Raw genomic sequence first — 22,806 nt, forward strand, 5'->3', positions numbered from 1 at the left:
TCCGAGATCTCATGCGGCAACCGCCTTGGTGTTCGTGTCGGCCAGCCGCCGGGCAAGCTTCAGCGCCGCTATCAGGCTGTCGGGCCGCGCCACACCCTTGCCGGCGATGTCGAAGGCCGTGCCGTGGTCGGGCGAGGTGCGGATGAAGGGCAGGCCGAGCGTGACATTGACCGCCTCGTCGAAAGCCAGCGCCTTGGCCGGGATAAGCGCCTGGTCGTGATACATGCAAAGGGCCGCGTCGTAACCAGCCCGCGCCCGGGCATGGAACAATGTGTCGGCCGGCAAAGGGCCGAAAGCGTCGATGCCTTCGGCGCGCAGGATGTCGACCGCCGGGCGCACGATCCGCTCGTCCTCGAGGCCCATGGCGCCGCCTTCGCCGGCATGTGGATTGAGCCCGGCAATCGCCAGCCGTGGCCTGGCGATGCCGAAGCGGCCGGCAAGGTCGGCAGCGGTGATACGCGCGGTGGCGACGATCAGTTCGGTGGTCAGTGCCTTCGGCACCTCGGCCAGCGCTATGTGGATGGTGACGGGAACGGTGCGCAGGTCGGGTCCTGCCAGCATCATCACCGGCATCGCCTCGACGCCGCTGTGCCGAGCCGCCAGATGCGCCAGATATTCGGTGTGGCCGGGAAAGCGAAAGCCGGCATCGTAGAGCGGCTTCTTGGCGATGGGGCAGGTGACCACGGCCGAGGCTTCGCCGGCAAGGCAATCGGCGACGGCGCGGTCGATGGCCTCGATGGTGGCGGCCGCATTGGCCGGATCCGGCTGGCCGGGGCTGTCGATGCAGCCTGCAGCCAGCGGAACGATCGGCAAGGCGCGGGCAAAGACCTGCGCCGCTTGTGCCGGGGTGGCTTCGGCGATCGGCAGCGAGAGGCCGAGCAGGCGCGCCCGGGAGGCGATCAGCGCCGGATCGGCGAGCAGGTAGAAGGGGGGCAGGGCGGCAGCTTCACGCGCCATGAAGGCGGCGATGGCGATCTCCGGCCCAATGCCGGACGGATCGCCGGCGCTCAACGCGAGCGCAGTCACTGCGTTGCCCACGTCAGCGCTTGACGATGCGGGCTTTTGCCTTCAGCTCGTCGACATATTTCTTGCTGAGCGCGTCGGCATCCTTGTCGCCGCCGGAGCCTTCGGCCTGGAACGCCATCTGGGCAACCTTGTCGTCGGACACTTCGCGCGACGAGCAGATGCCGATGAATTCGACGCCGCGTTCGGTTTCGCGCGTGACGGTGGCACCGCCGACTTTGGTAGCTTTGATCTGCTCGGCCCAGTCCGGCGGCAGTTGCGGCGCCAGCACCCGGCCCAGATCGCGAACGGTGACGTCGATCAGGCCCTTGGCGAATTCGCGCGTCGTGTTGCAGCCATTGAAGCGGGCGCGCATGGCGTCGGCCTCTCGCTTGCGTTTGCCCAGCGTCGCGCTGCGTTCAGCCGCCGGCACCACGAAGATGACCTGCTGCAGCATGTATTCGGTGGCGCTCGGTTTGGCGCCGCCTTTTTCGAGCATCTTCCTGACGAGATCCTGTTCGCTGACGGCGCCGGTGCCGTCGCCGGAACGGTAGCGCGCGCTCAAGGCCTGGTTCCAGGCCATCTGGGCGCGGATGAATTCCTTGAAGTGGCTCTTGGTGACGCCCGACTTCTCCATGACGCCGTCGAGCTGGCTGAGCTGCATCTTGTTGCTCGAGGCAAAGCGCTGATACGCGGCATCGACCTGGGCGTCGCTGATGCGGATACCAAGCCGCTTGGCCTCGGCCATACGCAGCGTCTGGTCGATCATTTCCTGGCCGGCATCGCCCTTCTTGCGCTGCAGCTTCAGGAAGGCGGCGCGATGGGCGATGTCGCCGGTGGTGACAGGAATGTCGTTGACGACGTATTTGATCTCGCTGGCGAAAGCCGGCGGCGCCATTACGGTGATCGACACGGACGTCGCCGCCACGAGCAACGCGAAACCTGCTGAAAAGAGGTATTTCCTCATCGTTGGCATCCCAATTCTATCCCGGTCCCGCCCAATTTGATCTTTCCAGGTGCGCGAAATCCGTGCCAGCCCTATGCGGCGAAACGATGTCGCCGATTGTTACTGGATCGTGTCGACGGCACTGGTCGACGAGCCGAAATCGCCGAGGGTGCGGAACGACAGATTGAAGCCGATGGTCTGCGACACCTCCCTGGTGTTCAGATCGCGCGACTGCGAGTAGGTCATCAAATAAGTGAAGCAGGAATCGTTGTAGGCGAAGCCGACGCCGTCCTTGACCAGCAGGCTTTGCTGCAGGTCGTAGGTTCCTGTGCCGAAGACGCGCCAGTTTTCGGCCAGATGCGTCGATGCACCAAGCGTGACCTCGTGGCGGTCGGTGGTGAAGCCGTACAGCGGCTGGGCCTGGATGAAGGCGTATTTGGCGCTCAGCGACACAGGCAGGCCGGAATAGGCGGCCTTCACCTCGGCGCGGCGGATCTCGAAGCTCTGTTCGTCGAAACGGCCGCTGACCGAGGCCGCGAAGCCGTTGGGGCTGTTGATGCCGAACAGGCCGACATAGTCGGACTTGGTCGTGTCGAGGCCGGAGTTTGCGCCGACATTCACCAAATCCGGCGCGGCGAACGAATTCTCGCCGCCAATCTGATAGGATTGGCCGAAAATGGCATTGGTGCCCCAGCCATTGTTGTAGGAGCCGGAATAGCGGAAGCCGACATTGGCGCGCGAACCGCCTTCGACGCGGTCGTAGCCGGAGAACTTGTCGCGTTCGAACAAGGTGGTCGCATCGAAGACCATGCTTTGGGCGTCTTCGTTAGGCACTGAGAGGCCGCCGACATATTGCTCGTTCGGACGCATGAAGACCTGTGCCATCGGTTCGATGACATGGCTGGACCCGCTGGCCATGGAAAACAGCACCGGCCAACGCATCTCAAGCCCGGCGGTTGCCATGTAACGGGCAAATGACGAGCGCATGTCGTCCTGCTCGCCCAAATGCGTCGCCATTCTGTCGATCGCGTCCAGCGAAGCCGACGACGCGTTGAGGTAGTCGACGTCGCCCTGCAGCGCGAGCAACGGCGTCAGCACCAGCCCGCCATCGGTGACGAAGCTCCGCTTCCACTCGGCCTCGGCGGTGAGACGGCCCGATTCGCCTTCGATGCCGCGGACGCGCTGCGTGGGAGTGAGGGCATTGTAGGGCTCGACGAAGGTCTCATCGACATCGTCGCGGCGGATGACACGCGCGTTGACATTGAGCGATAGCTGGCCGCCGGCCACCGACGCATCAGGAATATAGGCGTAGTCGAGCGACGGCAGCACCCAGGGTTGTTGTCCGCTTCGCGCAGAGGCGTTGTCGTCAGGTGTATCTTCCTGCACATCGAAATGCATGGCGCGCACGTCGAAATAGTTGCGGCCGTTGAGACCCGTCAAGTAGACCGACGACTGGTGGACGCTGCTATTGTACTTTTCGATGCCGTAGGTGTTCGAGAAATTCTTGTCGGTCTGCAGCAGCACGTCCCAGCCGAAGTTCCAGCGTGAGTTGATGGCGAACTGCCCCTGGGTACCCATCATGCCGCGGAATTTGTTGGGATCGCCGGCGCTGCCCGAATTGACGTTGTGGCCAGAGCTGGAGGGGAAGGCAGTGGTGTCGAGGAAAGCGTCGGGATTCTGCTGGTGTATCCCGGCGATCTTCAAGCTGTACTCGCCATTGTTGAAGCGCTGACGCCACTCGGCCTCACCGAGGAAACCCTGCTTGGTATAGCCGGTGCCGGTGACGGTCAGGTCGTAGGTCGGCGCCAATGCAAGATAATAGGGGACTTTCACGCCGACGCCGAGATCGCTCTTATAGATGATGCTCGGGATCAGGAAGCCGCTCTTGCGCTTCACCGTCGGGTCGGCAATTTCGAATGCAGGCAGATAGGCAAGCGGAAAACCGAAGAACTCGAAATTCGCATTCTCGAAGCGAACCGTCTTCTTCTCGCCGTTCCAGATGATCTTCTTGGCCTTGACGCGCCAGGTCGGCGCTTTGTCCGGCTTATCCTCGCACGGCTCGCAGGCGGTGTAGACGCCATTGTGGAAGGTGGTCAGCACGCCGCCCATGCGTTCGGCGCTTTCGGCGGCGAAATAGGCCTTGTCGATGGTTTCGACCCGCAACGCGTTGACGAAGCCGTCGGCGAAGTCATCGGTGATGTCGATATGCTGCGAATTGATCTTGGTACCGTCGCTGTTGATGACTTCGACGTTACCGCTTGCGACCATTCGCTTGGTGTTGCGGTTGTACTCGACCCGCTGGGCGACAAGGCGATTGCCACCATAGTCGATCTGCACGCCGCCAACGGCGGTCACGGTCTGATTGTCGTTGTTATAGACCAGTGTATCGGCGGCCAGCAGCATTTGCGAGCCGGATGGAACCGATGTCGCCATGTCGCCGACGTCCTGCGCAAGCGCCGGTGCCGGAACGGCGTAGGCAAGCACGCACGCCAAGGCGGTCGCCGCATAGAGGCGCGCCAAACCGGCCTGCCTGTTGCTGGGCAAAAACGCCTCCCTCACTAGCCGTCTTCCTTGTATAGCAGGAAAGTCACCCCGAAGAACATAGCCACCATGACCGGTACCCAGGCGGCTACGACAGTCGGCACGAATCCCGCCACGCCGAATGCCTTCACCAGAACCGAAACGACATAAAGCAGAAAGCCAGCGATGATGCCACCCAGAATCATCGTCGCCGACTGCCCCATCCTAGCAAATCGCATTGAAACCGTTGCCGCGATCAGCGTCATGGCGACGAGAAGGAACGGCAACGCCACGAGCGAATCAAACTGCATGGCAAAGGCATTTGCCTTGAGGCCGAAGGAGCGGGCAACCTCGATCTTTCCGGGCAGGTCGTAGAAGGGGATGGTTTCCGGGCGCGCCAGCCGCTCTTGCACGAATTCGGGCTTCAGATTGGTCGGTACGCGATCAGTTGCCGATGCCTGGATCGTGCCGTTCTGGAACGTCTTGACGTCCTGCAATTCCCAATAGCCGTCGCGCAGGAAGGCACGGGCAGCATCCTTGCGCTCGACGATGTTGCCTTGCGGGTCGAGAATGAAGAATACGACATCGGCCATTTCCAGGCCCTGGTTCAGGATGGCCCGCGCACCGATGATGGTGTCCCCCGAACTGGTTTTCTGCCGGATCCAGGGCGCGGCATCGGCCGAGACCGTATTCGATTTGCCGGAACGCAGCTGGGTTTCGATCTGCTCGGACCAGGAGAATGCGTGCGCGGCGAGCGGATTGATGACGCCAACCGACAGGACGCCGAACAGCAAGGCTCCGATACAGCAGGGCAAGAGGAACTGCCAGGCGGAAACACCGGCGGAACGCGCGATGACCAGCTCGTAGCGCCGGTTCAGCGACACCAGCGTCGCCATCGCCGAGAAGAGACCGACGAACGGCACCGTCTGCAGCATGATCATCGGCATACGGAGGCCTGAAATGGCTACCGCCGTGCCGTAGGTGAAGCCGGGCAGGCCGGTGGTGCGGCCAGACAGCTCGGTGAAATCGATCAGGAACACCAGCGCCAGGAGGCCGATGAAGAACCAGATGGTGATCGTCACGTAGCGGAAGAAGAAATAGCGGCCCAGTGTCCAGCCCATCAGCCAACCCCTTGCCCTGATGCGCCGCGCCTGGACAAACGCAATTTGAAAGCATTCCAGCTGTCAGCGATGCGCGAGGCGAAGTTTGTCATCCAGTCCGCCCAGGTCACGGGCAGTTCCAGTGTCCGGTTCGAGACGATGAACCAGATCGCCACCGCGGAAGCCACGATCGGCACACCATAGACCATATAGGCATATTGCGGGATCTCGTCCGCCTTGCTGGCGGCGAAAAAGCCCAGCCAACGCACGAACAGCGATATCGTGATCGCGGTGATCAGCGGATTGACGCGCGCCTCGCGGTGCGACCGCGCATCCCCGGCGACCGCAAGCGCGATCAGCGCGAAAACCATGGAATAGGTCCATTCCGAGAACCGCTGGTTGACTTCGGCCCGGTATTCGTAGGGGCTCTGCTGATAATACTTGTCGTTGGCGCTCGGGTTGAGCAGGTACTGCGTCGTCTGGTCCTTGGGCAGGAGCGTCACCGCTGAAGCCGCCGCCATGAATGCCGACATGTCGAAGGCATAGGAGGTGAAGCGGATGACGGAGAGATCGCCGGTCAGCGTTTTGCGATGGATGACGCCGTCATTCATCATCAGCACCTTTTCACCGCCGCGTTCGATGATGCTGCCGGTCTTGGCGTAGTAGACGAGGTTGACGCCTTCTTCGCGCGAATCGGCGACGAAAATGCCGCCCAGCCGATTGTTGGGAAGGCGCTCGCCGACCTGCAGGAACAACCCGTCGTCGATCTTGCGGAAGGTGCCTTCCTGGATGATCAGCGACAACAGATCCGCGCGTGACGACGCCACCAGGGCCCGGTTCTTCTGCCGTGCGTAAGGATCGATGCCGTTGTCGACGGCAAAGGAAAAAACGGCTGCGGCGAGCGCCAGCAACATGATCGGCCGCACGATCGTCCAGCGCGAGGCCCCCGCGGCGTTGACGACGGCAAGTTCGGAATCCGAATTCATGACGCTGAGTGTCTGAGCGACCGCCACCACCAGCGCAAAAGGCACGACGATCGGGATGATGGACGGAAGGATGAGGGCGGCGACTTCGAAGAAGGTCAGCGCCGACTGGCCGCTGTCGGTGACCAGATCGATCTTTGCCAGCACCTGCGTCGTCCATACGATCGCCAGCGTCCACACAAGAGCGGCCATGAAGACCACGAAAGCGCGGCGCATGATGTAGCGTTCAACGACCTTCATGAAGGCTTTTCTCGATTTTTTCGAACGGCATCATGCCGCCGAACAAGGTAGCTGTCCGGCAGCGCCTGCACAACTGGCTCATCAGATGGTCTATCCGGGTTCTGTCCCACATCACGCCCCCCGGCTGGGCGGAGTGTCGGCGGGAATGGATAAGAAAGGGCGAACATCGATGGTTAACAACAAGTTGCGGCAAAAAGCGGGGCCGTGCCGCGACGAATCGTCATCGATTCCATAGGTCATATGGGATGCCAATTCGGCAAAGTCTTGCCAAATGCCGGAAAACGACCAAATGTCGCGCATCGTTTCGAACCGCTTCCCCAAAAGTCGCGCATTCCCTGAAAGCAGGACATGATGAATCAAAGACCGTCGATCGCCTTCGCCAAATTTTCCGGGTCCCAGAGCGCGGTGAACAAGAAGGGCACGGTCTTCGTGCTCGCGGCGGATGAGGGCGGCCTGAGCGACGTCGCCAAGGCCGGCGATCCCGGCAAGACACTGGAGCGGGCTTTTCCCGTGGCTGAGTTCACGGGCAAGTTCGCCAGCACGGTGGAAGTTCTGGCCCCGCAGGGAGCGTCGCTCGACAGACTGGTGGCGATAGGCACCGGCAAGGTGTCGGGACTGGACGAATATGCGTGGTTGAAGCTTGGCGGCACCGTTGCCGCGTCGCTGCGCAAGGCGACCGAGGTAGCGGTGATCCTCGATGTGGTCGGCGCCTCGCCGAGCGCGAAGGACGCGGCAAGTCTTGCCGCGGGCATTCTCCTGCGCAGCTATTCCTTCGACAAGTACAAGACCAGGAAGGACAAGGACGACGGCAAGGCAGAGCCGAAGAAGCCGGTCAAGGTGACCATCCACACCGCCGATCCGGCCGCTGCGAAGAAGGCCTTCGCCGATGCCGAGGCGGTGATCGACGGCGTCCTTCTGGCGCGCGACCTCGTCAACGAACCGGCAAACGTGCTTGGGCCGGTCGAGTTCGCTGCCCGCGCCAAGGAACTCGAGGCGTTAGGCGTCAAGGTAGAGATATTGGCTGAGAAGGAAATGAAGAAGCTCGGCATGGGCTCGCTGCTCGGTGTCGCGCAAGGCTCGCCACGCGGCGCCCGCATGGCGATCATGCAGTGGAACGGCGGCAAGCCGAAGGACAGCCCGATCGCCTTCGTCGGCAAGGGCGTCACTTTCGACACCGGCGGCAATTCCATAAAGCCGGCCTCGGGCATGGAGGATATGAAGGGCGACATGGGCGGCGCCGCCGCCGTTACCGGCCTGATGCATGCGCTGGCGGCCCGCAAGGCGAAAGCCAATGTCGTCGGTATCATCGGACTGGTCGAAAATGCCGTCGACGGTCATGCCCAGCGTCCCGGTGATATTGTCACTTCGATGTCGGGCCAGACCATCGAGGTGCTCAATACCGACGCCGAGGGCCGCCTCGTGCTGGCCGATGCGTTGTGGTACTGCAACGACCGCTTCCAGCCGAAATTCATGGTCAATCTGGCGACGCTGACCGGCGCCATCATGGTGGCGCTCGGCCAACATTATGCCGGCCTGTTTTCCAACAATGACGAACTGGCCGAAAAATTGTCGGTGGCGGGGCAGGCGACTCAGGAACGGCTGTGGCGCATGCCGCTCGGCGCCGAATACGACAAGCTGATCGATTCCAAGAACGCCGACATGAAGAACATCGGCGGCCGTTTTGGCGGCGCCACCATCGCGGCGCAGTTTCTGCAGCGCTTCGTCAAGGACACGCCATGGGCTCATCTCGACATAGCCGGCACGGCGATGGGGGCGCCGTCGAACGAGATCAACCAGTCGTGGGGTTCCGGTTTCGGCGTCAGGCTGCTCGACCGGCTGGTGCGCGATAACTATGAGCAGTGAACGGGTTCAATCACTATAGGCTGAAGCGATGGCCGACGTTCTGTTCTACCACCTGACCGAATCGACGCTGGAGGACGCGCTGCCAGGCCTCCTGGAGCGCAGCGTCGACCGTGGCTGGCGCGCCGTGGTGCAGACAGGCACCGAGGAACGCCGCGATGCGCTCGACCAGCATCTTTGGACCTTCCGCGACGATTCGTTCCTGGCGCACGCAACCGATCGTGAAGCTCATCCCGGCGAACAGCCGATTCTGTTGACCACCGGCGACGGCAATCCCAACGACGCCAAGATAAGGTTCCTGGTCGACGGCGCGGTGCCGCCTGACCTTGGCGGCTACGAGCGCGCGGTGTTCCTGTTCGATGGCCACGATGCCGCCCAGCTCGAGGCGGCGCGAGGACACTGGAAGGTGATGAAGAGCGCTGGCCACGACGTCACCTACTGGCAACAGACGCCAGATCGCCGCTGGGAGCGCAAGGCGTAGACCAGCCGCTTGTGGCGGATGACTCGATCCTACAGTTTTGCCTTGATCCGGTTCTGTTTCCGGGTGACGTAGTCGCCGTGTTTCAATCTCTTGAAAACATACCAGTCGCCATCCGGAGCCTTGCGCTGGTAGATTACTTTGCCAGCCTGGCGGTGCTCGAAGCAGGTCATCGAGCCCTTCACGCCCCAGGAACCGTGCCATTGCGCACGCCAGCACAGCTTGCCGCCGCCGGGAATGAACCACATGCCGTCGCCATAGCCCGACTTGCCTTTGTCGTGGGTCCAGGACTCGAACTGTCTCTGCTTGACGGCAAAGAAGCCGGCGCCCTTCTTGCCCCACAGCCACGAATGGTTCTGATAGATCTGGTAGACGCCTTCGTCAGGAACCGCTGTGGCCTCTTGAGCCTGCTCGGCGATTTTCATCGCCGTCTTGGCTGTCGCAGGAGCCTGGAAGGCAAGAACAAGAACGGAGCAGGCGAATGCCGCTCCAAGATAATTTCCCACTACCCGCTTCACGAAACTTCTCCACAGACTGATTTACGCCACGCCTCAATCCTCATCCCGAACCGCTGGTTCGGGATGGATCACGATCAAACAAGGAGATTGGAAGTCGATCCCGATCGCGTCGGGGTCGATCAGCACGATGCGTCTACGGCAGGACGTGCTGGGTCACCCTCCAGTCGGGCAGACCATAGCCACCCAGCCACGGCCACACTTCCTTCTGGTTGAAGTAGACAACCGAAGTCAGCGCCGGGAACTCCGCGTAGGATTTGCGGGAATCTTCCTGCCATTTCGAGACATAGTCCTGCTTCCCGACATAGCCGAGTTCCGCAACGACGATCGGCTTGTTGAACACTGCAACGCGGTCATAGCCGGGCTTCAGCAGCTCAGCGAAGGTGCGGTCGCGGCCGGTCTCGTCATCATCTTTTTTCTGCAGACCGAACACCGACAGGCCGATGACGTCGACATAGTCGTCGCCGGGGTAGTATTTTTCCAAACCCTCTTCGCCTTTGGGCGACCACATGTACTTGGCTGCGGGGGCAGCTTTGCGGCAGATGTCGACTTCGCGCTTGTAAGCGGAGATCCAGTCCTTGGGAGCCCAGTTGGCCCAGGTGAAGCGGCCGTTCTTGTCTTCCATTTCCTGCGCCCAGCGAATGGTCACCGGGCTCTTCATCTGTCCCACCAGGTCGCAGATCGCCTGCATGTTGGCGTCATATTTGCCGCTCAAAATGCCGTCGCGCAATTCGGGCGGGGTGATGCGCCAGTCCTTGGACCAGGTCCACGGCTCAACCGTGATCAGCAGCGAACGGCCGCGCTGCAGCGCATAGGCGTCGGCGAGTGGCAGCGTCGACAGATCGACGTCTTCCCAGGGCAGGAACAGCTCTTCGATGCTGGCGCTCTTGTCGGCGCTGAAGTCGCCGTAGGGATCGTAGGATCCGAACGCCGAGGCGGCGCTGCTCGTCTGGACGGGGTCCGTCGCGGCTACTGAGCCAGCGCCTCCTGCCGTGGGGAACGCGGCGCTTCCGCCCAATGCCAGCGCGATTGCAAGTGCTTTTACTGTGGAGTGTTTCATGTCGATCTCCCATGGCCCCAACCTCTTGCGGAAGTTAAGGCTTCGCCCGTGCGCATCGATGCTTGATCGACACGATTACCCAAAACCGATCGGCTCTATTTGGCAGAATCTGCGGGATTTCGGAGCGACCCGTTGGCGGATGTGCGAAACCTGACACAGAGCCACCCAAAAAATTATCTCTCAAGGCCCTATACAGGGGGCGCTCGAGAGAAAGTTCGCCGCGATACTCACAAATTCGCGTCAATATCCCGATATATCATCCCTGGCTAATTTAAGAGCCGGTCGCGACCAAGAGTCAAGTGCAATTAACGGTTGCTTAACCATGTGCGCGCGACATGGTTAACGCTGCTCTCAAAGTTCGATCCTTGCCGGACAGCTTTGGCCCATCGGCGAATTCTCCAGCGCTGAAAATTTGCGGCTCATCGTTCACGTGCTGGTCGGTGGAAACTGTTCCACCGGACTATCCTTAACCAGTTCTGAAGAACCGTAGTTAAGAAATAACTAATTTAGTTGACTCTAAGGATGCCTGAGCGGATTCTGCTGCTGGGTTAGGCTCATCGGCCGTCGTTTGGCTGATGCTCGGGTGGCGGCGTTAAGTGTATGAGTGTTTCCGCGGACGTGGGGATCATCGGCAGTAAGACCATGCCGAAACGGGGGCGTGGGGCAGCTCCGGGCAAGGCGGCGGAGAAGCCTCCTTTTCTGGTGCCCGTGCTGTCGGCCGCCCAGAAGCGGATCTGGAAGCTGGGACTTGCCTGCTGGTCGGTAACGTTCGGATTTTTCTGGTTCTGGTGGCTGCAGCCCGGGCACATCGAACACGTCATCCCATACATGCTGGCGACATTGACGCTCGTATGGCTGACATTCATGCCGATGTATTTTCTCTTGAACGTGCATGCGATGAAAAAGCCGTCCAGGCTTCACACGATCCCGAAGCATTCGCGTGTCGCGATGGTGGTGACCAAGGCTCCGTCAGAGCCGTTTTCCGTGGTTGCGCGAACCCTCGAGGCAATGCTGGCGCAGGACTGTCCGCATGATACCTGGCTGGCCGACGAGGACCCGTCCGAGGAAACGATTGCCTGGTGCGATGCCCATAACGTCATGATTTCGACACGGCGCGGGCGGGAAGATTATCACCGCAAGGTGTGGCCCCGCCGGACGCGCTGCAAAGAGGGAAACCTGGCCTTCTTCTACGACCACTATGGTTATGAACGCTATCACTTCGTCGCTCAGATGGACGCGGACCACGTCCCGACGCCAACCTATCTCAGGGAAATCCTGGTCGCCTTTGCCGACCCGGCGGTTGGCTATGTATCGGCGCCGAGCATATGCGACAACAATGCCGCTGAAAGCTGGTCGGCACGCGGCCGGCTGTTCCCGGAAGGGATGTTCCACGGACCTTTGCAGTCCGGCCACACGGGCGACGGAACGCCGCTCTGCATCGGCTCGCACTATGCCGTGAGAACCGCAGCGCTCAAGCAGGTCGGCGGCCTTGGCCCGGAACTGGCCGAAGATCACTCGACGTCCATGCTGTTCATTGCGGCTGGTTGGCGCGGTGTGCATGCCATAGACGCCATTGCCCATGGCGACGGCCCGCAAACCTTTGCCGATCTTGTCACGCAAGAGTTCCAGTGGTCGCGGAGCCTGATGACGATCATGCTCGAATACTCGCCCATATACCTTTCCAAGGTATCGCCACGGCTGAAATTCCAGTTCCTGTTTCGCCAGCTCTGGTATCCGCTTTTCGCCGTATTTTCGCTTCTCATGTACATCATGCCGATATACGCGCTTCTTACGGGTCAGAATTTCGCCAATGTGACGTATATTGACTTCCTTCTATACTATGCGCCGAACTCGATTTCGCTGATTGTGCTGGTGATGCTGTTGAAGTCCTTCGGGCTGTCGCGCCCACTGACCGCCAAGACGATCAGTTGGGAGGGAATGTTGTTCTCATTCTTCGCTCGTTGGCCGTGGGTGCTGGCGGGCACGCTGTCGTCGATCCGCGATTATCTGACCAAGTCGTTCGTCGATTTTCGCGTTACCCCCAAGGGCAGCGGCCCGAAAAACCTGCTGCCTGCCCGCGTTATTGTTCCCTATGTGGTGCTTGCAATGGGAGCTTCGCTGCCGGTCCTTCTTGTAGACCGCGCCTCGGACGCCACCGGCTTCTACTGGTTCGCTGCCTTCAATGCGTTCGTCTACGGATTGCTTGTGGTCGTGATCATCACCAGGCACCTCGTGGAGAACAAAATTTCGTTGCGTTGCAATGCCGCGAAACTCGCCTTGCAGGCCTCGCTCGCTGGCGTTGCGCTCTTCGTCCCGGGCGCCGCGTTCTGTGACCGCGGCCTGGAAGGCATATATGGGCTCCAGCAGGGGGCAGGCGGTGTGCGCATCGTCAGCGTGGCCTACCCGGTTTCCGGAGCCGGGCGCGGCGGGAGCGGAACCCGCACATTCCATCTTGACCCCGCCTGGAATCCGCCACGCTGACGCCGACAGGCGTCCGTGCGCAAACAACTCCCCTGAACCGCATTTGCCTTGATAGCCGGCCGGCAAGCTGTAGCAGGGCCAGGCACGATCCCAAATTAGGTCAAATTTTAATAATATCCGGTCGAGTGCCGAAAGACCGCGCTCATCATATCGTTTGCATGATATTTAATAAGTCCCCCCTAATATACAGCCCATGATGTGAGTGGCGATGGGTCACTCGCGTGGTGCGGAAAGCAAATAAGAGCAATATATCTCCGCGCTCCAGCGACTTGTATTTCATGGCAGGGGATAGCGATGAACAAAATAATGGAAAGAGGGGCAAGGCTCGGCAAGAAACATGCCTGTGCATTTGCCGCGGTTGCATTGATCTCGATGATGTCCGGTTGCCAAAGCATGGATGCCACCAAGACGAGCTCGATCGGCACCAAGCCCGTGGTTCATTCGCTCGGCCAGAGGGTGCACTACGCCAAGGACAAGCGGCTGCATCTGATCAACCGCAAACCGCTCACCAAGATGACCAACGTGACGCGTACGAGGGAGGAGGCCTATGCGGCCTTCGTGCGGCCGCAGCGGGTCGGCAGGCCGGCGACGGTGAAGGTCTCCTACAGTCTGGGCAATGGCGGCCCGCTCCTGGGTCATTCGCCCTGGATATGTGGTCCGAGCGGTTTCGGCCAGCGCGCCAGCTGCCGTTCGCGTTACTAAGCCATCAGACCTGAAGCGCGGCCGATTTGACCGCTGCCGGGTCTTTGCCGGGGGGGCGCGAGTGGAGGGCGAGAGGTTTGCGCAGACGTTGCGCTTTGCCTCTTGCCCTCCGACCGCCATGCGTTCGTTAGGCGCGGACCTCCGTGGCATTCCGATCAGGTCACGATGCTCGGCCCGGGGCGTGCCAGCCGTCATTGTCGCCGGCCGGCGGCCGTGGCCGCGCGACATAGGCCGATGCTCCGTTCGCCTCGTGATAGACGCGTGCCAGCATTTCCGCCAGCACGCCCGACGTCACCATCTGCACCCCGGCGATGAGCAGGAAGAAGCCGGTGAACAGCATCGGGCGTGTTCCGATGTCTTCGGCGAAAAACAGCTTCAGGCAAAGCAGGTAGGCAAGGATCAGCGAACCCAGCGCGCCAAGCACGATGCCGATGCCGCCGAAGAAATGTCCCGGCCGTGTGCGATAGCGCATGAAGAAGTACATGAACACCAGATCGAGCACGACCCTGAAGGTGCGCGAAATGCCGTATTTGGACTGGCCGTGGATGCGGGCGTGGTGCGTCACCACCTCCTGCGCGATGCGTCTGGGGGTCGTCACCGTGGCCAGCCATGCCGGGATGAAGCGGTGCATCTCGCCATAGAGCTTGACGCTGCGGATGACGTTGCCGCGATAGACCTTAAGGCTGCAGCCATAATCCTTGAGGCGCACCCCGGTGACGCGCGCGATCAGCGCGTTGGCGATGCGCGAGGGCAGCCTGCGCATGAAAAACCCTTCCTGCCGGTCCTTGCGCCAGCCGACCACCAGGTCGAGATCCTCGCTCAGCAGGCGGTAGACCATACGCGGAATGTCGTAGGGATCATTTTGCAGGTCGCCATCGATCGTGGCGATGACGTCGCCGCGCGCCGCGTCGATGCCGGCCTGCATCGCGGCGGTCTGCTTGTAGTTGCGCACGAGCTCGACCGCATGCACATGCGAGCCGTAATGCGCTGCAAGGCGCCTGATCTCGCTCACCGTCGCGTCGGTGCTGCCGTCATCGACCAGCACGACCTCCCAGGGCTGGTCGTAGCGTTCCATCGCCTGGTGGATCCGTGCCAGCAGCGGCTCGACGTTTTCGGCCTCGTTGTACATGGGGACGACGATGGACAGCGTATGGTTCGGCATTACCGCGCCGTCAGGCAGTCCCGAAGCAGGGATGGGCAATATGTTCATTGGGATGGCTTCCTTGCAGGTCCGACAGCCGGATTTCCCGGCAGCGTCGATTTCGAGGGAAACAGCCAGGCGATCGCACCCGTGGCGATTGCCGAGCAGAAGATGAACAGGTGCAGCGCCAGCGCCGCCTGCAAGCCATTCTTCATCGTGATTCCGGAGGTGAGCAGCGCCGCCGCTGCTCCCGCTTCATAGGTGCCGAAGCCGGCGACGCCTTGCACCGGCAGTATGGCGGCTCCTTCGGCCCCAACAACGCCTGGAAAGGCGGTCGAAAAGGATGTCCCCAGCAGCATTGCCAACAACCATCCCTGCACAGTGAGCTTCAGCGACCAGTTCGCGATCGTCCACCACCAGCCATAGCGCGAGCGTCCGGTTGCTTCGGTGAACACATCTCGGAGCTTGCCGAGCTTCGCCACGATCTTGCCGCGGCCGGCCCAGTCATGCGGCGCACGCGCCCAGCGCGGCAGGTACCAGGCGGCGGCGATCAAGACGGCTCCGCCCGCAATCCTAATCGCCGGATGCAGGCCCGGCCATACAGCCAGGGCCAGCACGCCGACGACGAAGGCGTCCTGCAGCCTGAACCACAGCAGTGAGGCGCTGGCGCGCATGATCGGTATGCCGAAGACCTGGCGCAGGAGCAGGGGAAAGGCCGTCTCGCCGCCGCGAAAGGGCACGACGTTGATCATCGCATTGTGGATCAGAATGACGCGCAGGCAGGCGCCGAAGCGGCCATGCACCTCGTCGCGGAACTCGTCGCAGACGCGCAGCGCACGCAAGACATAGGTGACGAAGAACGCGATCGTCGCCACGGCGAAGGTGCCGGGCGTGATGCGGGCAAAGGCGTCGCCGACCATGCGCCAGCGCGAGTCGCTGGCGAGCCAGGCCAGCAGGGCCAGCGTCACAATGATCGAAATCGCTCGTTTCAACAATTCCTCCGGTCGCAACCGTCGAATTCCGCCAGCCGTAGAGATATTTGACCTTGCTGGCCGGCTTGTCTCGCTTAGCTTGCTGCGTTGGGCAGGCGAGGGCGGGTCGGCAAGGTCGCTGACCGTCGCCGGATTTCCAACGTTTGCCTGATCCCCAGCCCATAAGCCCAACGGCCTGACCAGATCAAGGCCGGCTGATTTCATAAATCAGGAGGTTGTCCGAATCCAGCCGCTTGGTCCCGATCTTGTTGAGATAGTCGATCACCCCGTCATGATGCTCGATGAACGGCCGTTTCTGACTGTCTTCGGCATCCTTTGCCACGCCGAACCAATCCGCGCCTTGCGTGCGAAGTTCCTCAAGCTGTGCTATCGCGATGGCATCGTCCTCGACGAACCTGGACCACTCCACGTCGCCGCCACCAGGCGGAAACACCCACCCGCGCGCCCTGCTGTAATAGACTGCGACGGGATCTCCCACCTCCGGAGCGATGGCCACGACAAGATCGCCAGGTTGGGCCCTGCGCGCCAGCTCGTCGCCAAGCAACTTTCCATTCATGGCGAAGGGCGCCTTCATCGTCCGGACGAGAGGAAAAGTCGACCAGACAAGCATAGCGGCCACGATGCAAATCGACCGCAGAATTATCCCAGGAGACGGAACGGTTTTGGCTCCAAGCGTCGCCAGGACGACCGCGCCACGGCCGCAAAACATCGCAAATGGCACATGGAATATATGATAGTTCCATGGATTGGTCGTGATCTCACGTGCCGCAGCGAAATAAACAACAGAGGCCGCTGCAAGCCATATGAAAGGTATGGCCGAAAGAGCGCGTTCTTTCGATTCCGCGACTGGCTGGGGCGGCATCCAGAATCCGACCGCTATCAAAATCATGAACGGATAGCCGTAAAACCACCAGACCGACGTGTTCCAAACAGATTTGAAATAGAAATCGTTGTTGAAAAATGCCCAGAATCCAGAATCCCAGATGTATCCGCTGCCCGCGACATGAAACGGCGGATAGGTTCGCCCGAGATAAATGGCCCAGCTGTAGTAAGCGCCGATGACGAACAGGCTGACCAGTCCGCTTATGAATACTTTGGCCGCATGCTTTCGCCGATTTTGCAAAAGCCAGCAAACCATCAGATAGAATATGACGCCTCCAGCAGCCAAACCCGGTGGTTTTGCAAGCACACCGAGGGAAAAGCTGGCTGTGGCGAAGGGGAGCAGCCACGCGCTGCCTCCCGTCCAGTATTTCGTGAAAAGCCAGACGCCCAAGGTTACCAGAGCCAGCATCGAGGGGTCGGGAAGAAACGAGCTGTCGATCATGATCGCCGCCGGCATCAGCGCATAGGCAAGTGCCGCGGCGTGGGCGTGCGTCTCGCCCCAGCATAACGCCGTTAGTCTGTGCAGTGAAAGCACCGTCACCAAGCCGAAAAGGGCCGCAATCATGCGGCCGAACCAGTCGTGCCAGCCAAAGAGTTGGTAGAGTATGGCGGTCAGATAGCTGACGATCTGGAACTCGCGGCCCTGATAGCTTGGCCCGGGCCCGGTCCAGCTGACCTCGGGGAAGAAGATGTTCCAGCTGCGCTGCTGGAAATTGTCGGCCATCATCGCGGTACTTGTTTCGCGCCAGCTGAAGGCATCGACCAGCGGCAAGGTTATGTTGTGGAACCTGAACAGGATCGCAATGAACAGTATCCCCAGCAAGACCGCCATGTTGGGGCTCACGGTGTTGCGAGCAGTCGTTTCCCGGACGGTCGACTGCTGCCGGTATTGCTGACCTTCAGCCTGGTTCAATTCCGGGTCGCCCGCCATTTGAAACCGCGTCCTCCCTCACGTCTGCGGATGTTGCTTTTGAGTGCGATTGTCAGAGTTGGGCAGAGCATATGACACATTTCTTAATTTTGACGACAGCGGGATGCGCACATCTGGAACGGTTGTTGTCCGTCCGCTCGCAAAGGTTGACATCACCGTTCTCGCGACTGTTAAATAGTTCATACGGCTGTCAGAGCGATGATAGTGCTACCTTGGGCAAAACGGGCATGCGAACGCCAATTGTACTGACAGCTCTGACCGGATTGCCACCGCATGGTGTCGACCGTCGACGCAAACATTGTCGGTTCGCAACTTGTATGCAACTCATGTTTCTCCTGGCCCTCTGCGGCCAGACGGCGCTTTCGGGAACGGCGCATGCGGCTGCCGCCAAAGACGGCAGACCAGCGGAAACGGTCATCGCACCGGCTCCGACTGCCTACGAGCTGCAGCTTCTTTATGCCGACCGCACATGGATATGGAAAAACGGCGCGGCCTTTTTCGCGCAGGACAATCGACGTCTCCAGGCCTGGACGTCCGGGCAGGACACCGCGTCTGTCGCGGAGGGCAGATGGCTGGTGACCAAGGATGGCAAGATGTGCATGGAGCTCGCCTGGCGATCGAAAGGTTACACCGGCGAGCAGCACCGCACCTGCTACAGCCACCGCATTCAGGGCCGGAATATCGAGCAACGCAAGGATCCGGACGGGGAATGGTACGGTTTCAAGCGATCTCCCGAGGATCCTTCCGACGAATACAAGAAATTCGAAGCAGGCGACACCAAGGGCGCGCAGTTCGAAATGACCCGCAAGCTGGTCGATGCCAAAAAGTAGGCCGCTTCCGGCCGCGCTGAGATGGCCTGGCTGTTCTCCCCGTGCGCCTGTTGTGGAACCCGCGAATCGCTTATGGTTGAGTGGCTCGGCAGGCGCGATCGGCGCGCCGATCGCATTTAATCGCATTCAATTGCATCACCCGGACGACAAGACGATGGCCTGCCATACGGTTTTGATGAAATTTAATAATTAGTGATATCTAATATAACGTGTGATGTGCGAGTGGTCACTCATGCGGCGTGGAAGCGGCCCAAGTATAGTATGTCGCAATGCGCCCCTGGCTTATACTTGATAGCAAGGGACAGAGGATGAGAAATTCCGCGAGCGTATTTCGCTCAAGCAAGAATGTCGTATCTATTGCCGCGGCTGTGGCGCTGAGCTCTATGGTTGCAGGTTGTCAAGGTATGGACGCAACTGAAACCGGTTCGGTCCTTATCAGGCCCATCGTCCACCCGGTCCGCAGTCAGCCCGCGGTCCAGCCCGTGCAGGCCAGATTTCTCGTGCGCTCGCTCCGGGCCGACCTTCCGATCCAGATGACAAGCACAATAGGGACCGAAAGTGCCTACGCCTTTGCACCGCCGCAACGGATCAAAGCCAGCACGCCGGCGCCGGTGAACATCTCGTTCAATCCGGGCGATGGCAGCACGTTCTCGGGCGGCTCGCCTTATATCTGCAGCCCTAGCGGATTTGGCCAGCGCGCGAGCTGTCACCCCCGCTATCTCTGACCCGTCGGGCGACGACCGGCGCTGCCGCCCTCACTGGCGGCAGTTTCATGGGCCTGGTCTTCAGTCCGAAAAAGGGAGCGGCCGTCCTGACAATCGTATCGATGTCTGAAAGCTCCGGCACAAAGCCAAGATGTTCGCGTGCGCTTCCCGGGTCGGCGTAGAGCTCCGCCGGATCTCCGGGGCGTCGGCTCCTGAACACTGCCGGAACCGGCCTCGACGTCATTCGGCCGACCGCCTTGACAATCTCCTTGATGGAGACGCCCCGCCCTGTGCCGAGATTGACCGCAAGGCTTCGCCCGCCACCCTCGAGATGCATGAGCGCTTTCAGGTGGGCGCGGGCCAGATCGGTGACGTGGATATAATCCCTTACGCAAGTGCCGTCCGACGTGTCGTAGTCGGTGCCGAAAACCTCGATCGCGTCGATGATGCCCGATGCGGCCATGAGCACTCTGGGAACCAGATGGGTTTCCGGCGAATGCCACTCACCGAGCTCGCCATCGGGATCGGCGCCACAAGCGTTGAAATAGCGCAGGATCGCAAATTTCATTCCGTACGCGGACGCATAGTCGCCGATGATCTGTTCGCCGATCAGCTTGGTGCGCCCATAGGGGCTGATCGGATTTTGCGAGGAGGTCTCGCGAACCGGCAACGCCTCCGGCACGCCGTAGGTCGCACAGCTGCTGGAGAAGATGATGTTTTCGATCGAACTCGCGCGTGCGGCGTCGAGCACCGCGATGGTGCCTGTCACATTGGTCGAATAATATTCGGCCGGCTCGCGAACGGACTCTCCGACATAGGCCAGCGCAGCAAAATGGATCACGGCCGTCGGCCGGTGCGTTTCCATCGCCCGCCGCAGTGCATCCCGATCCCGGATATCGCCGACGACAAGCGGCCCCCAGGCGACGGATCTCTCATTGCCGCGGCTCAGATTGTCGAAAACCACCGGCATGTAGCCGGCGGCGGCCAACTGCTTGCAGGTGTGGCTGCCGATGAAGCCGGCTCCACCCGTCACCAGGACCGCCGGCCGGCTCATGAAGCAGCAGCTCCTCTGGCGGTGTGACTTCCGTAGAGCAGGGTATCAAAATACTCGACGGTACGCGCGAGCCCCTGGCTCAAGCTGATTTTCGGCTCCCAGCCGAGATTGGCCCTGGCAAAGGAGATGTCCGGCTTGCGTTGCCTGGGATCGTCGACGGGCAGCGGCCGATGCACGATCTTCGATCGGGCGTTGGTGTAATCGACGACCAGCGTCGCCAGTTCCATGATGGTGAATTCGGCAGGGTTGCCGAGATTGACCGGGTGGGCGGGCGCGTTCGGCGCATTCATCAGCCGGATAAAGCCCTCGATCAGGTCGTCGGCATAGCAGAAGGAGCGCGTCTGCTGGCCGCTGCCATAGACGGTCAGGTCCTCGCCGCGCAGCGCCTGGACGATGAAGTTCGAAACCACACGTCCATCGTCGGGCTGCATGCGGCGACCGTAGGTGTTGAAAATGCGGGCGACACGAATATCGAGACCATAGGTTCTCGAATAATCGAAGAACAGGGTTTCGGCCGAGCGCTTGCCTTCGTCGTAGCAGGAGCGCGGCCCGTGCGTGTTGACGTTGCCGAAGTAGCTCTCGGGCTGTGGATGCACGAAGGGATCGCCATAGACTTCGGACGTCGAGGCCTGGAATATCTTGGCCTTGTTCTGTCGCGCGAGTTCCAGAAGGTTCAGCGAGCCAAGCACGCTTGTCTTGAAGGTGTGGATCGGATCTGCCTGGTAGTGCGGCGGAGAGGCTGGGCAGGCGAGATTGTAGATCTCGTCGCACTGAAGGTCCGAAGGCAGTGCATCGACGATGTCGTGCTCGATGCAGCTGAAGCTCGGATTGCGCTGAAGGGCATTGAGATTGTATCTTTTGCCGGTGTGGAAATTGTCCAGCGCGACAACGTCGTATCCGTCCCGCAAAAGACGTTCGCACAGATGCGAACCTAAAAATCCCGCTCCTCCGGCGACAAGGGCGCGTCGTCGGCTTTGGCTGGCGTCCTTTTGGCTGCCGGATTCCAGTTTCAGAACCTTGACAAGCTTAGTCATGCTTTCCTCATACGCACCGAACACGCTACCGCCGGGCCGGGACAAAGCATCGCCCGGCCACGTTCCTGAGAACGTGGCAAACCTCCGCATCTGCGGAACCGCCATCACTGATGTGCGTCAATTGTTCTTGGCTTTCGCGAAGCTGGTGCGACTACACAACCTCCGTGCTGCCGCTCAGCATTCTCCGCGCCCCGAAATCGCGATCACACGCCCGGTGTCACCATCGATTGCTCGCCCAAATTGCACATCCCAACGCATCGAAAATATACCTGTGGAAATTATAGTCAACTAAATTAGCAATTCCTTAACCAAATGCGCTCGCGAATGGTTAATCATGAAAGCGGCTACGGCCTCTCGGACCGAAGCATGGCGCACAAGGCAAATCCTGTTTATGAATCAGCATATTGGCTCGATCGACGTCAATATGTTGCCGGACGCGGCAAGCTGTCCCTTGAGGTAGAATCAAAACCTGACAGCAAGAACGGCCAAGAATGAGCCGACAGCAATATTCAGCGCGGCGCGCGAAATACACGGCTTAATTTTTGAGCGCATAGGTAGAACGTTATCGGCATTGTTGCGCAGCCACGCCGCCAATCTGGTTGCGCTCGCACCCCGCACGGTCCACCTCCAGGGTGGCTGCCGCAACTGGCCATCGCCTTTTGGCCGTCGGGGCGCTATTGGCAAGGTTACGATACGCCATGGTGATGTGAATGCGCTTTCTGTTTGTCCTGATCCTGCTTGTCGGCGCCGGCGTCGGTGTCATCTATCCCTGGGCGATGAGCAATTTCTCCGGGCACGAGATCGGCACCTGGCGGGTCTATGAGCAAGGCCGTTTCAAGCCGCTGACGGTGCCGCTCTCCGGCCGCGATGCGCCGGTGCGGGTGCTGGTCGACCTGACCGCAAGAGCCGAGCGCATCGTCTCGCAGCAGCGCACCGTGCTGACGCTGACCGCCGCCAGCAATGGCCGCACGGTGCTCGCCTCGATGCTGCAGTTCAACCATTCCGACAATCCTCGCCAGGCCAGCCCGCAACTGCCCGACAAGATCTTTCGCGACGAGGCCGGCGTCATCGCGACCGTCAGCCCGGGTCCCTACGTCTTCACCGTCGGACCGGGTGATGCCGACGACATACCGATGCGGGCTGTCGATCTCATCCTGCGCTCCGGCGCAGGCGAGATCGACAGCCGTGCACGGCCGGTCGGCTTCGCGCTGATGGCGATCGGCCTGATCGGATTTTTGCTGACCTTGCGCACTCGAGGCGGTCGGCCGGAAAATCCGAACTCTCAGCCGCCACCGCCGCGCTGGGGCAGGGGCTGATGCATGTCGCCCAAAAGTGTGCAGCGGTTTTGGGA

The 22,806-nt window shown here is 60.8% G+C and carries 19 protein-coding genes; 7 read left to right on the forward strand and 12 right to left on the reverse strand.

Annotated features, from left to right (window positions below; all coding sequences use genetic code 11):
• Positions 1–9: 9 nt before the first annotated feature.
• The 5 genes from pdxA to lptF all read right to left on the reverse strand — a co-directional run bounded on the left by pdxA (position 10) and on the right by lptF (position 6,791).
• On the reverse strand, positions 10–1,038 hold the full coding sequence (pdxA, locus tag P3C39_RS17065; RefSeq protein WP_063171794.1) for a 4-hydroxythreonine-4-phosphate dehydrogenase PdxA: 1,029 nt from the start codon (positions 1,036–1,038) through the stop codon (positions 10–12).
• A gap of 1 nt (position 1,039) precedes the next feature.
• The gene (locus P3C39_RS17070) at positions 1,040–1,978 is read right to left on the reverse strand and encodes a peptidylprolyl isomerase (RefSeq protein WP_024504313.1); all 939 of its coding nucleotides are present in this window, start codon (positions 1,976–1,978) and stop codon (positions 1,040–1,042) included.
• A gap of 90 nt (positions 1,979–2,068) precedes the next feature.
• Positions 2,069–4,507, reverse strand: a complete 2,439-nt coding sequence (locus P3C39_RS17075; RefSeq protein ID WP_024504312.1) for an LPS-assembly protein LptD — start codon at positions 4,505–4,507, stop codon at positions 2,069–2,071.
• Positions 4,507–5,592 (reverse strand): LPS export ABC transporter permease LptG, encoded by a 1,086-nt coding sequence (gene lptG, locus P3C39_RS17080; RefSeq protein ID WP_174299091.1) that lies wholly within the window; start codon positions 5,590–5,592, stop codon positions 4,507–4,509. Before lptG ends, P3C39_RS17075 begins: the two co-directional genes overlap by 1 nt.
• Positions 5,589–6,791: an LPS export ABC transporter permease LptF gene (gene lptF / locus P3C39_RS17085; RefSeq protein ID WP_275953580.1), complete on the reverse strand. Its 1,203-nt coding sequence runs from the start codon at positions 6,789–6,791 to the stop codon at positions 5,589–5,591. The genes lptG and lptF overlap by 4 nt, the downstream gene beginning before the upstream one ends.
• Positions 6,792–7,142: 351 nt before the next feature.
• Here lptF and P3C39_RS17090 point away from each other — a divergent pair, with 351 nt between their 5' ends.
• Positions 7,143–8,654: a leucyl aminopeptidase gene (locus P3C39_RS17090; protein ID WP_275953899.1), complete on the forward strand. Its 1,512-nt coding sequence runs from the start codon at positions 7,143–7,145 to the stop codon at positions 8,652–8,654.
• Between the two features lie 28 nt (positions 8,655–8,682).
• The gene (locus tag P3C39_RS17095) at positions 8,683–9,132 is read left to right on the forward strand and encodes a DNA polymerase III subunit chi (protein WP_013532504.1); all 450 of its coding nucleotides are present in this window, start codon (positions 8,683–8,685) and stop codon (positions 9,130–9,132) included.
• Positions 9,133–9,161: 29 nt separating this feature from the next.
• On the opposite strand, the gene P3C39_RS17100 is transcribed toward P3C39_RS17095, so the two are convergent.
• Together P3C39_RS17100 and P3C39_RS17105 are read right to left on the reverse strand one after the other, a co-directional pair.
• Positions 9,162–9,647: a DUF995 domain-containing protein gene (locus tag P3C39_RS17100; protein WP_275953579.1), complete on the reverse strand. Its 486-nt coding sequence runs from the start codon at positions 9,645–9,647 to the stop codon at positions 9,162–9,164.
• 133 nt (positions 9,648–9,780) lie between these two features.
• Positions 9,781–10,704: a glycoside hydrolase family 26 protein gene (locus tag P3C39_RS17105; protein ID WP_275953578.1), complete on the reverse strand. Its 924-nt coding sequence runs from the start codon at positions 10,702–10,704 to the stop codon at positions 9,781–9,783.
• A 600-nt stretch (positions 10,705–11,304) separates the two neighbouring features.
• Between P3C39_RS17105 and P3C39_RS17110 the strand changes: the two genes are divergently transcribed.
• Both P3C39_RS17110 and P3C39_RS17115 read left to right on the forward strand, forming a co-directional pair.
• Positions 11,305–13,185, forward strand: a complete 1,881-nt coding sequence (locus tag P3C39_RS17110; RefSeq protein WP_275953577.1) for a cellulose synthase catalytic subunit — start codon at positions 11,305–11,307, stop codon at positions 13,183–13,185.
• 294 nt (positions 13,186–13,479) lie between these two features.
• On the forward strand, positions 13,480–13,887 hold the full coding sequence (locus tag P3C39_RS17115) for a hypothetical protein (RefSeq protein WP_013532500.1): 408 nt from the start codon (positions 13,480–13,482) through the stop codon (positions 13,885–13,887).
• A 160-nt stretch (positions 13,888–14,047) separates the two neighbouring features.
• Here the strand turns inward: P3C39_RS17115 and P3C39_RS17120 are convergent, their stop codons facing one another.
• The 3 genes from P3C39_RS17120 to P3C39_RS17130 all read right to left on the reverse strand — a co-directional run bounded on the left by P3C39_RS17120 (position 14,048) and on the right by P3C39_RS17130 (position 17,833).
• On the reverse strand, positions 14,048–15,049 hold the full coding sequence (locus P3C39_RS17120; RefSeq protein ID WP_245265361.1) for a glycosyltransferase family 2 protein: 1,002 nt from the start codon (positions 15,047–15,049) through the stop codon (positions 14,048–14,050).
• 44 nt (positions 15,050–15,093) lie between these two features.
• Positions 15,094–16,020, reverse strand: a complete 927-nt coding sequence (locus tag P3C39_RS17125) for a lysylphosphatidylglycerol synthase transmembrane domain-containing protein (protein ID WP_275953576.1) — start codon at positions 16,018–16,020, stop codon at positions 15,094–15,096.
• A 184-nt stretch (positions 16,021–16,204) separates the two neighbouring features.
• The gene (locus tag P3C39_RS17130; protein WP_275953574.1) at positions 16,205–17,833 is read right to left on the reverse strand and encodes a glycosyltransferase family 39 protein; all 1,629 of its coding nucleotides are present in this window, start codon (positions 17,831–17,833) and stop codon (positions 16,205–16,207) included.
• A gap of 227 nt (positions 17,834–18,060) precedes the next feature.
• Here P3C39_RS17130 and P3C39_RS17135 point away from each other — a divergent pair, with 227 nt between their 5' ends.
• Positions 18,061–18,663, forward strand: a complete 603-nt coding sequence (locus P3C39_RS17135; protein WP_275953573.1) for a DUF995 domain-containing protein — start codon at positions 18,061–18,063, stop codon at positions 18,661–18,663.
• 678 nt (positions 18,664–19,341) lie between these two features.
• Here P3C39_RS17135 and galE read toward each other — a convergent pair.
• Both galE and P3C39_RS17145 read right to left on the reverse strand, forming a co-directional pair.
• On the reverse strand, positions 19,342–20,421 hold the full coding sequence (gene galE, locus P3C39_RS17140) for a UDP-glucose 4-epimerase GalE (RefSeq protein ID WP_063171800.1): 1,080 nt from the start codon (positions 20,419–20,421) through the stop codon (positions 19,342–19,344).
• The gene (locus tag P3C39_RS17145; protein WP_024504301.1) at positions 20,418–21,455 is read right to left on the reverse strand and encodes a UDP-glucuronic acid decarboxylase family protein; all 1,038 of its coding nucleotides are present in this window, start codon (positions 21,453–21,455) and stop codon (positions 20,418–20,420) included. The genes galE and P3C39_RS17145 overlap by 4 nt, the downstream gene beginning before the upstream one ends.
• Positions 21,456–21,821: 366 nt before the next feature.
• Between P3C39_RS17145 and P3C39_RS17150 the strand changes: the two genes are divergently transcribed.
• Both P3C39_RS17150 and P3C39_RS17155 read left to right on the forward strand, forming a co-directional pair.
• Positions 21,822–21,950: a hypothetical protein gene (locus tag P3C39_RS17150; RefSeq protein WP_255337192.1), complete on the forward strand. Its 129-nt coding sequence runs from the start codon at positions 21,822–21,824 to the stop codon at positions 21,948–21,950.
• 215 nt (positions 21,951–22,165) lie between these two features.
• Entirely contained in the window at positions 22,166–22,771 is a 606-nt protein-coding gene (locus P3C39_RS17155; RefSeq protein ID WP_275953572.1) for a hypothetical protein, read from the forward strand.
• Positions 22,772–22,806: the final 35 nt, after the last annotated feature.

It is taken from the genome of Mesorhizobium sp. XAP4 (assembly GCF_029269325.1).
In the GTDB taxonomy this organism is placed as follows: Bacteria; Pseudomonadota; Alphaproteobacteria; order Rhizobiales; family Rhizobiaceae; genus Mesorhizobium; species Mesorhizobium ciceri.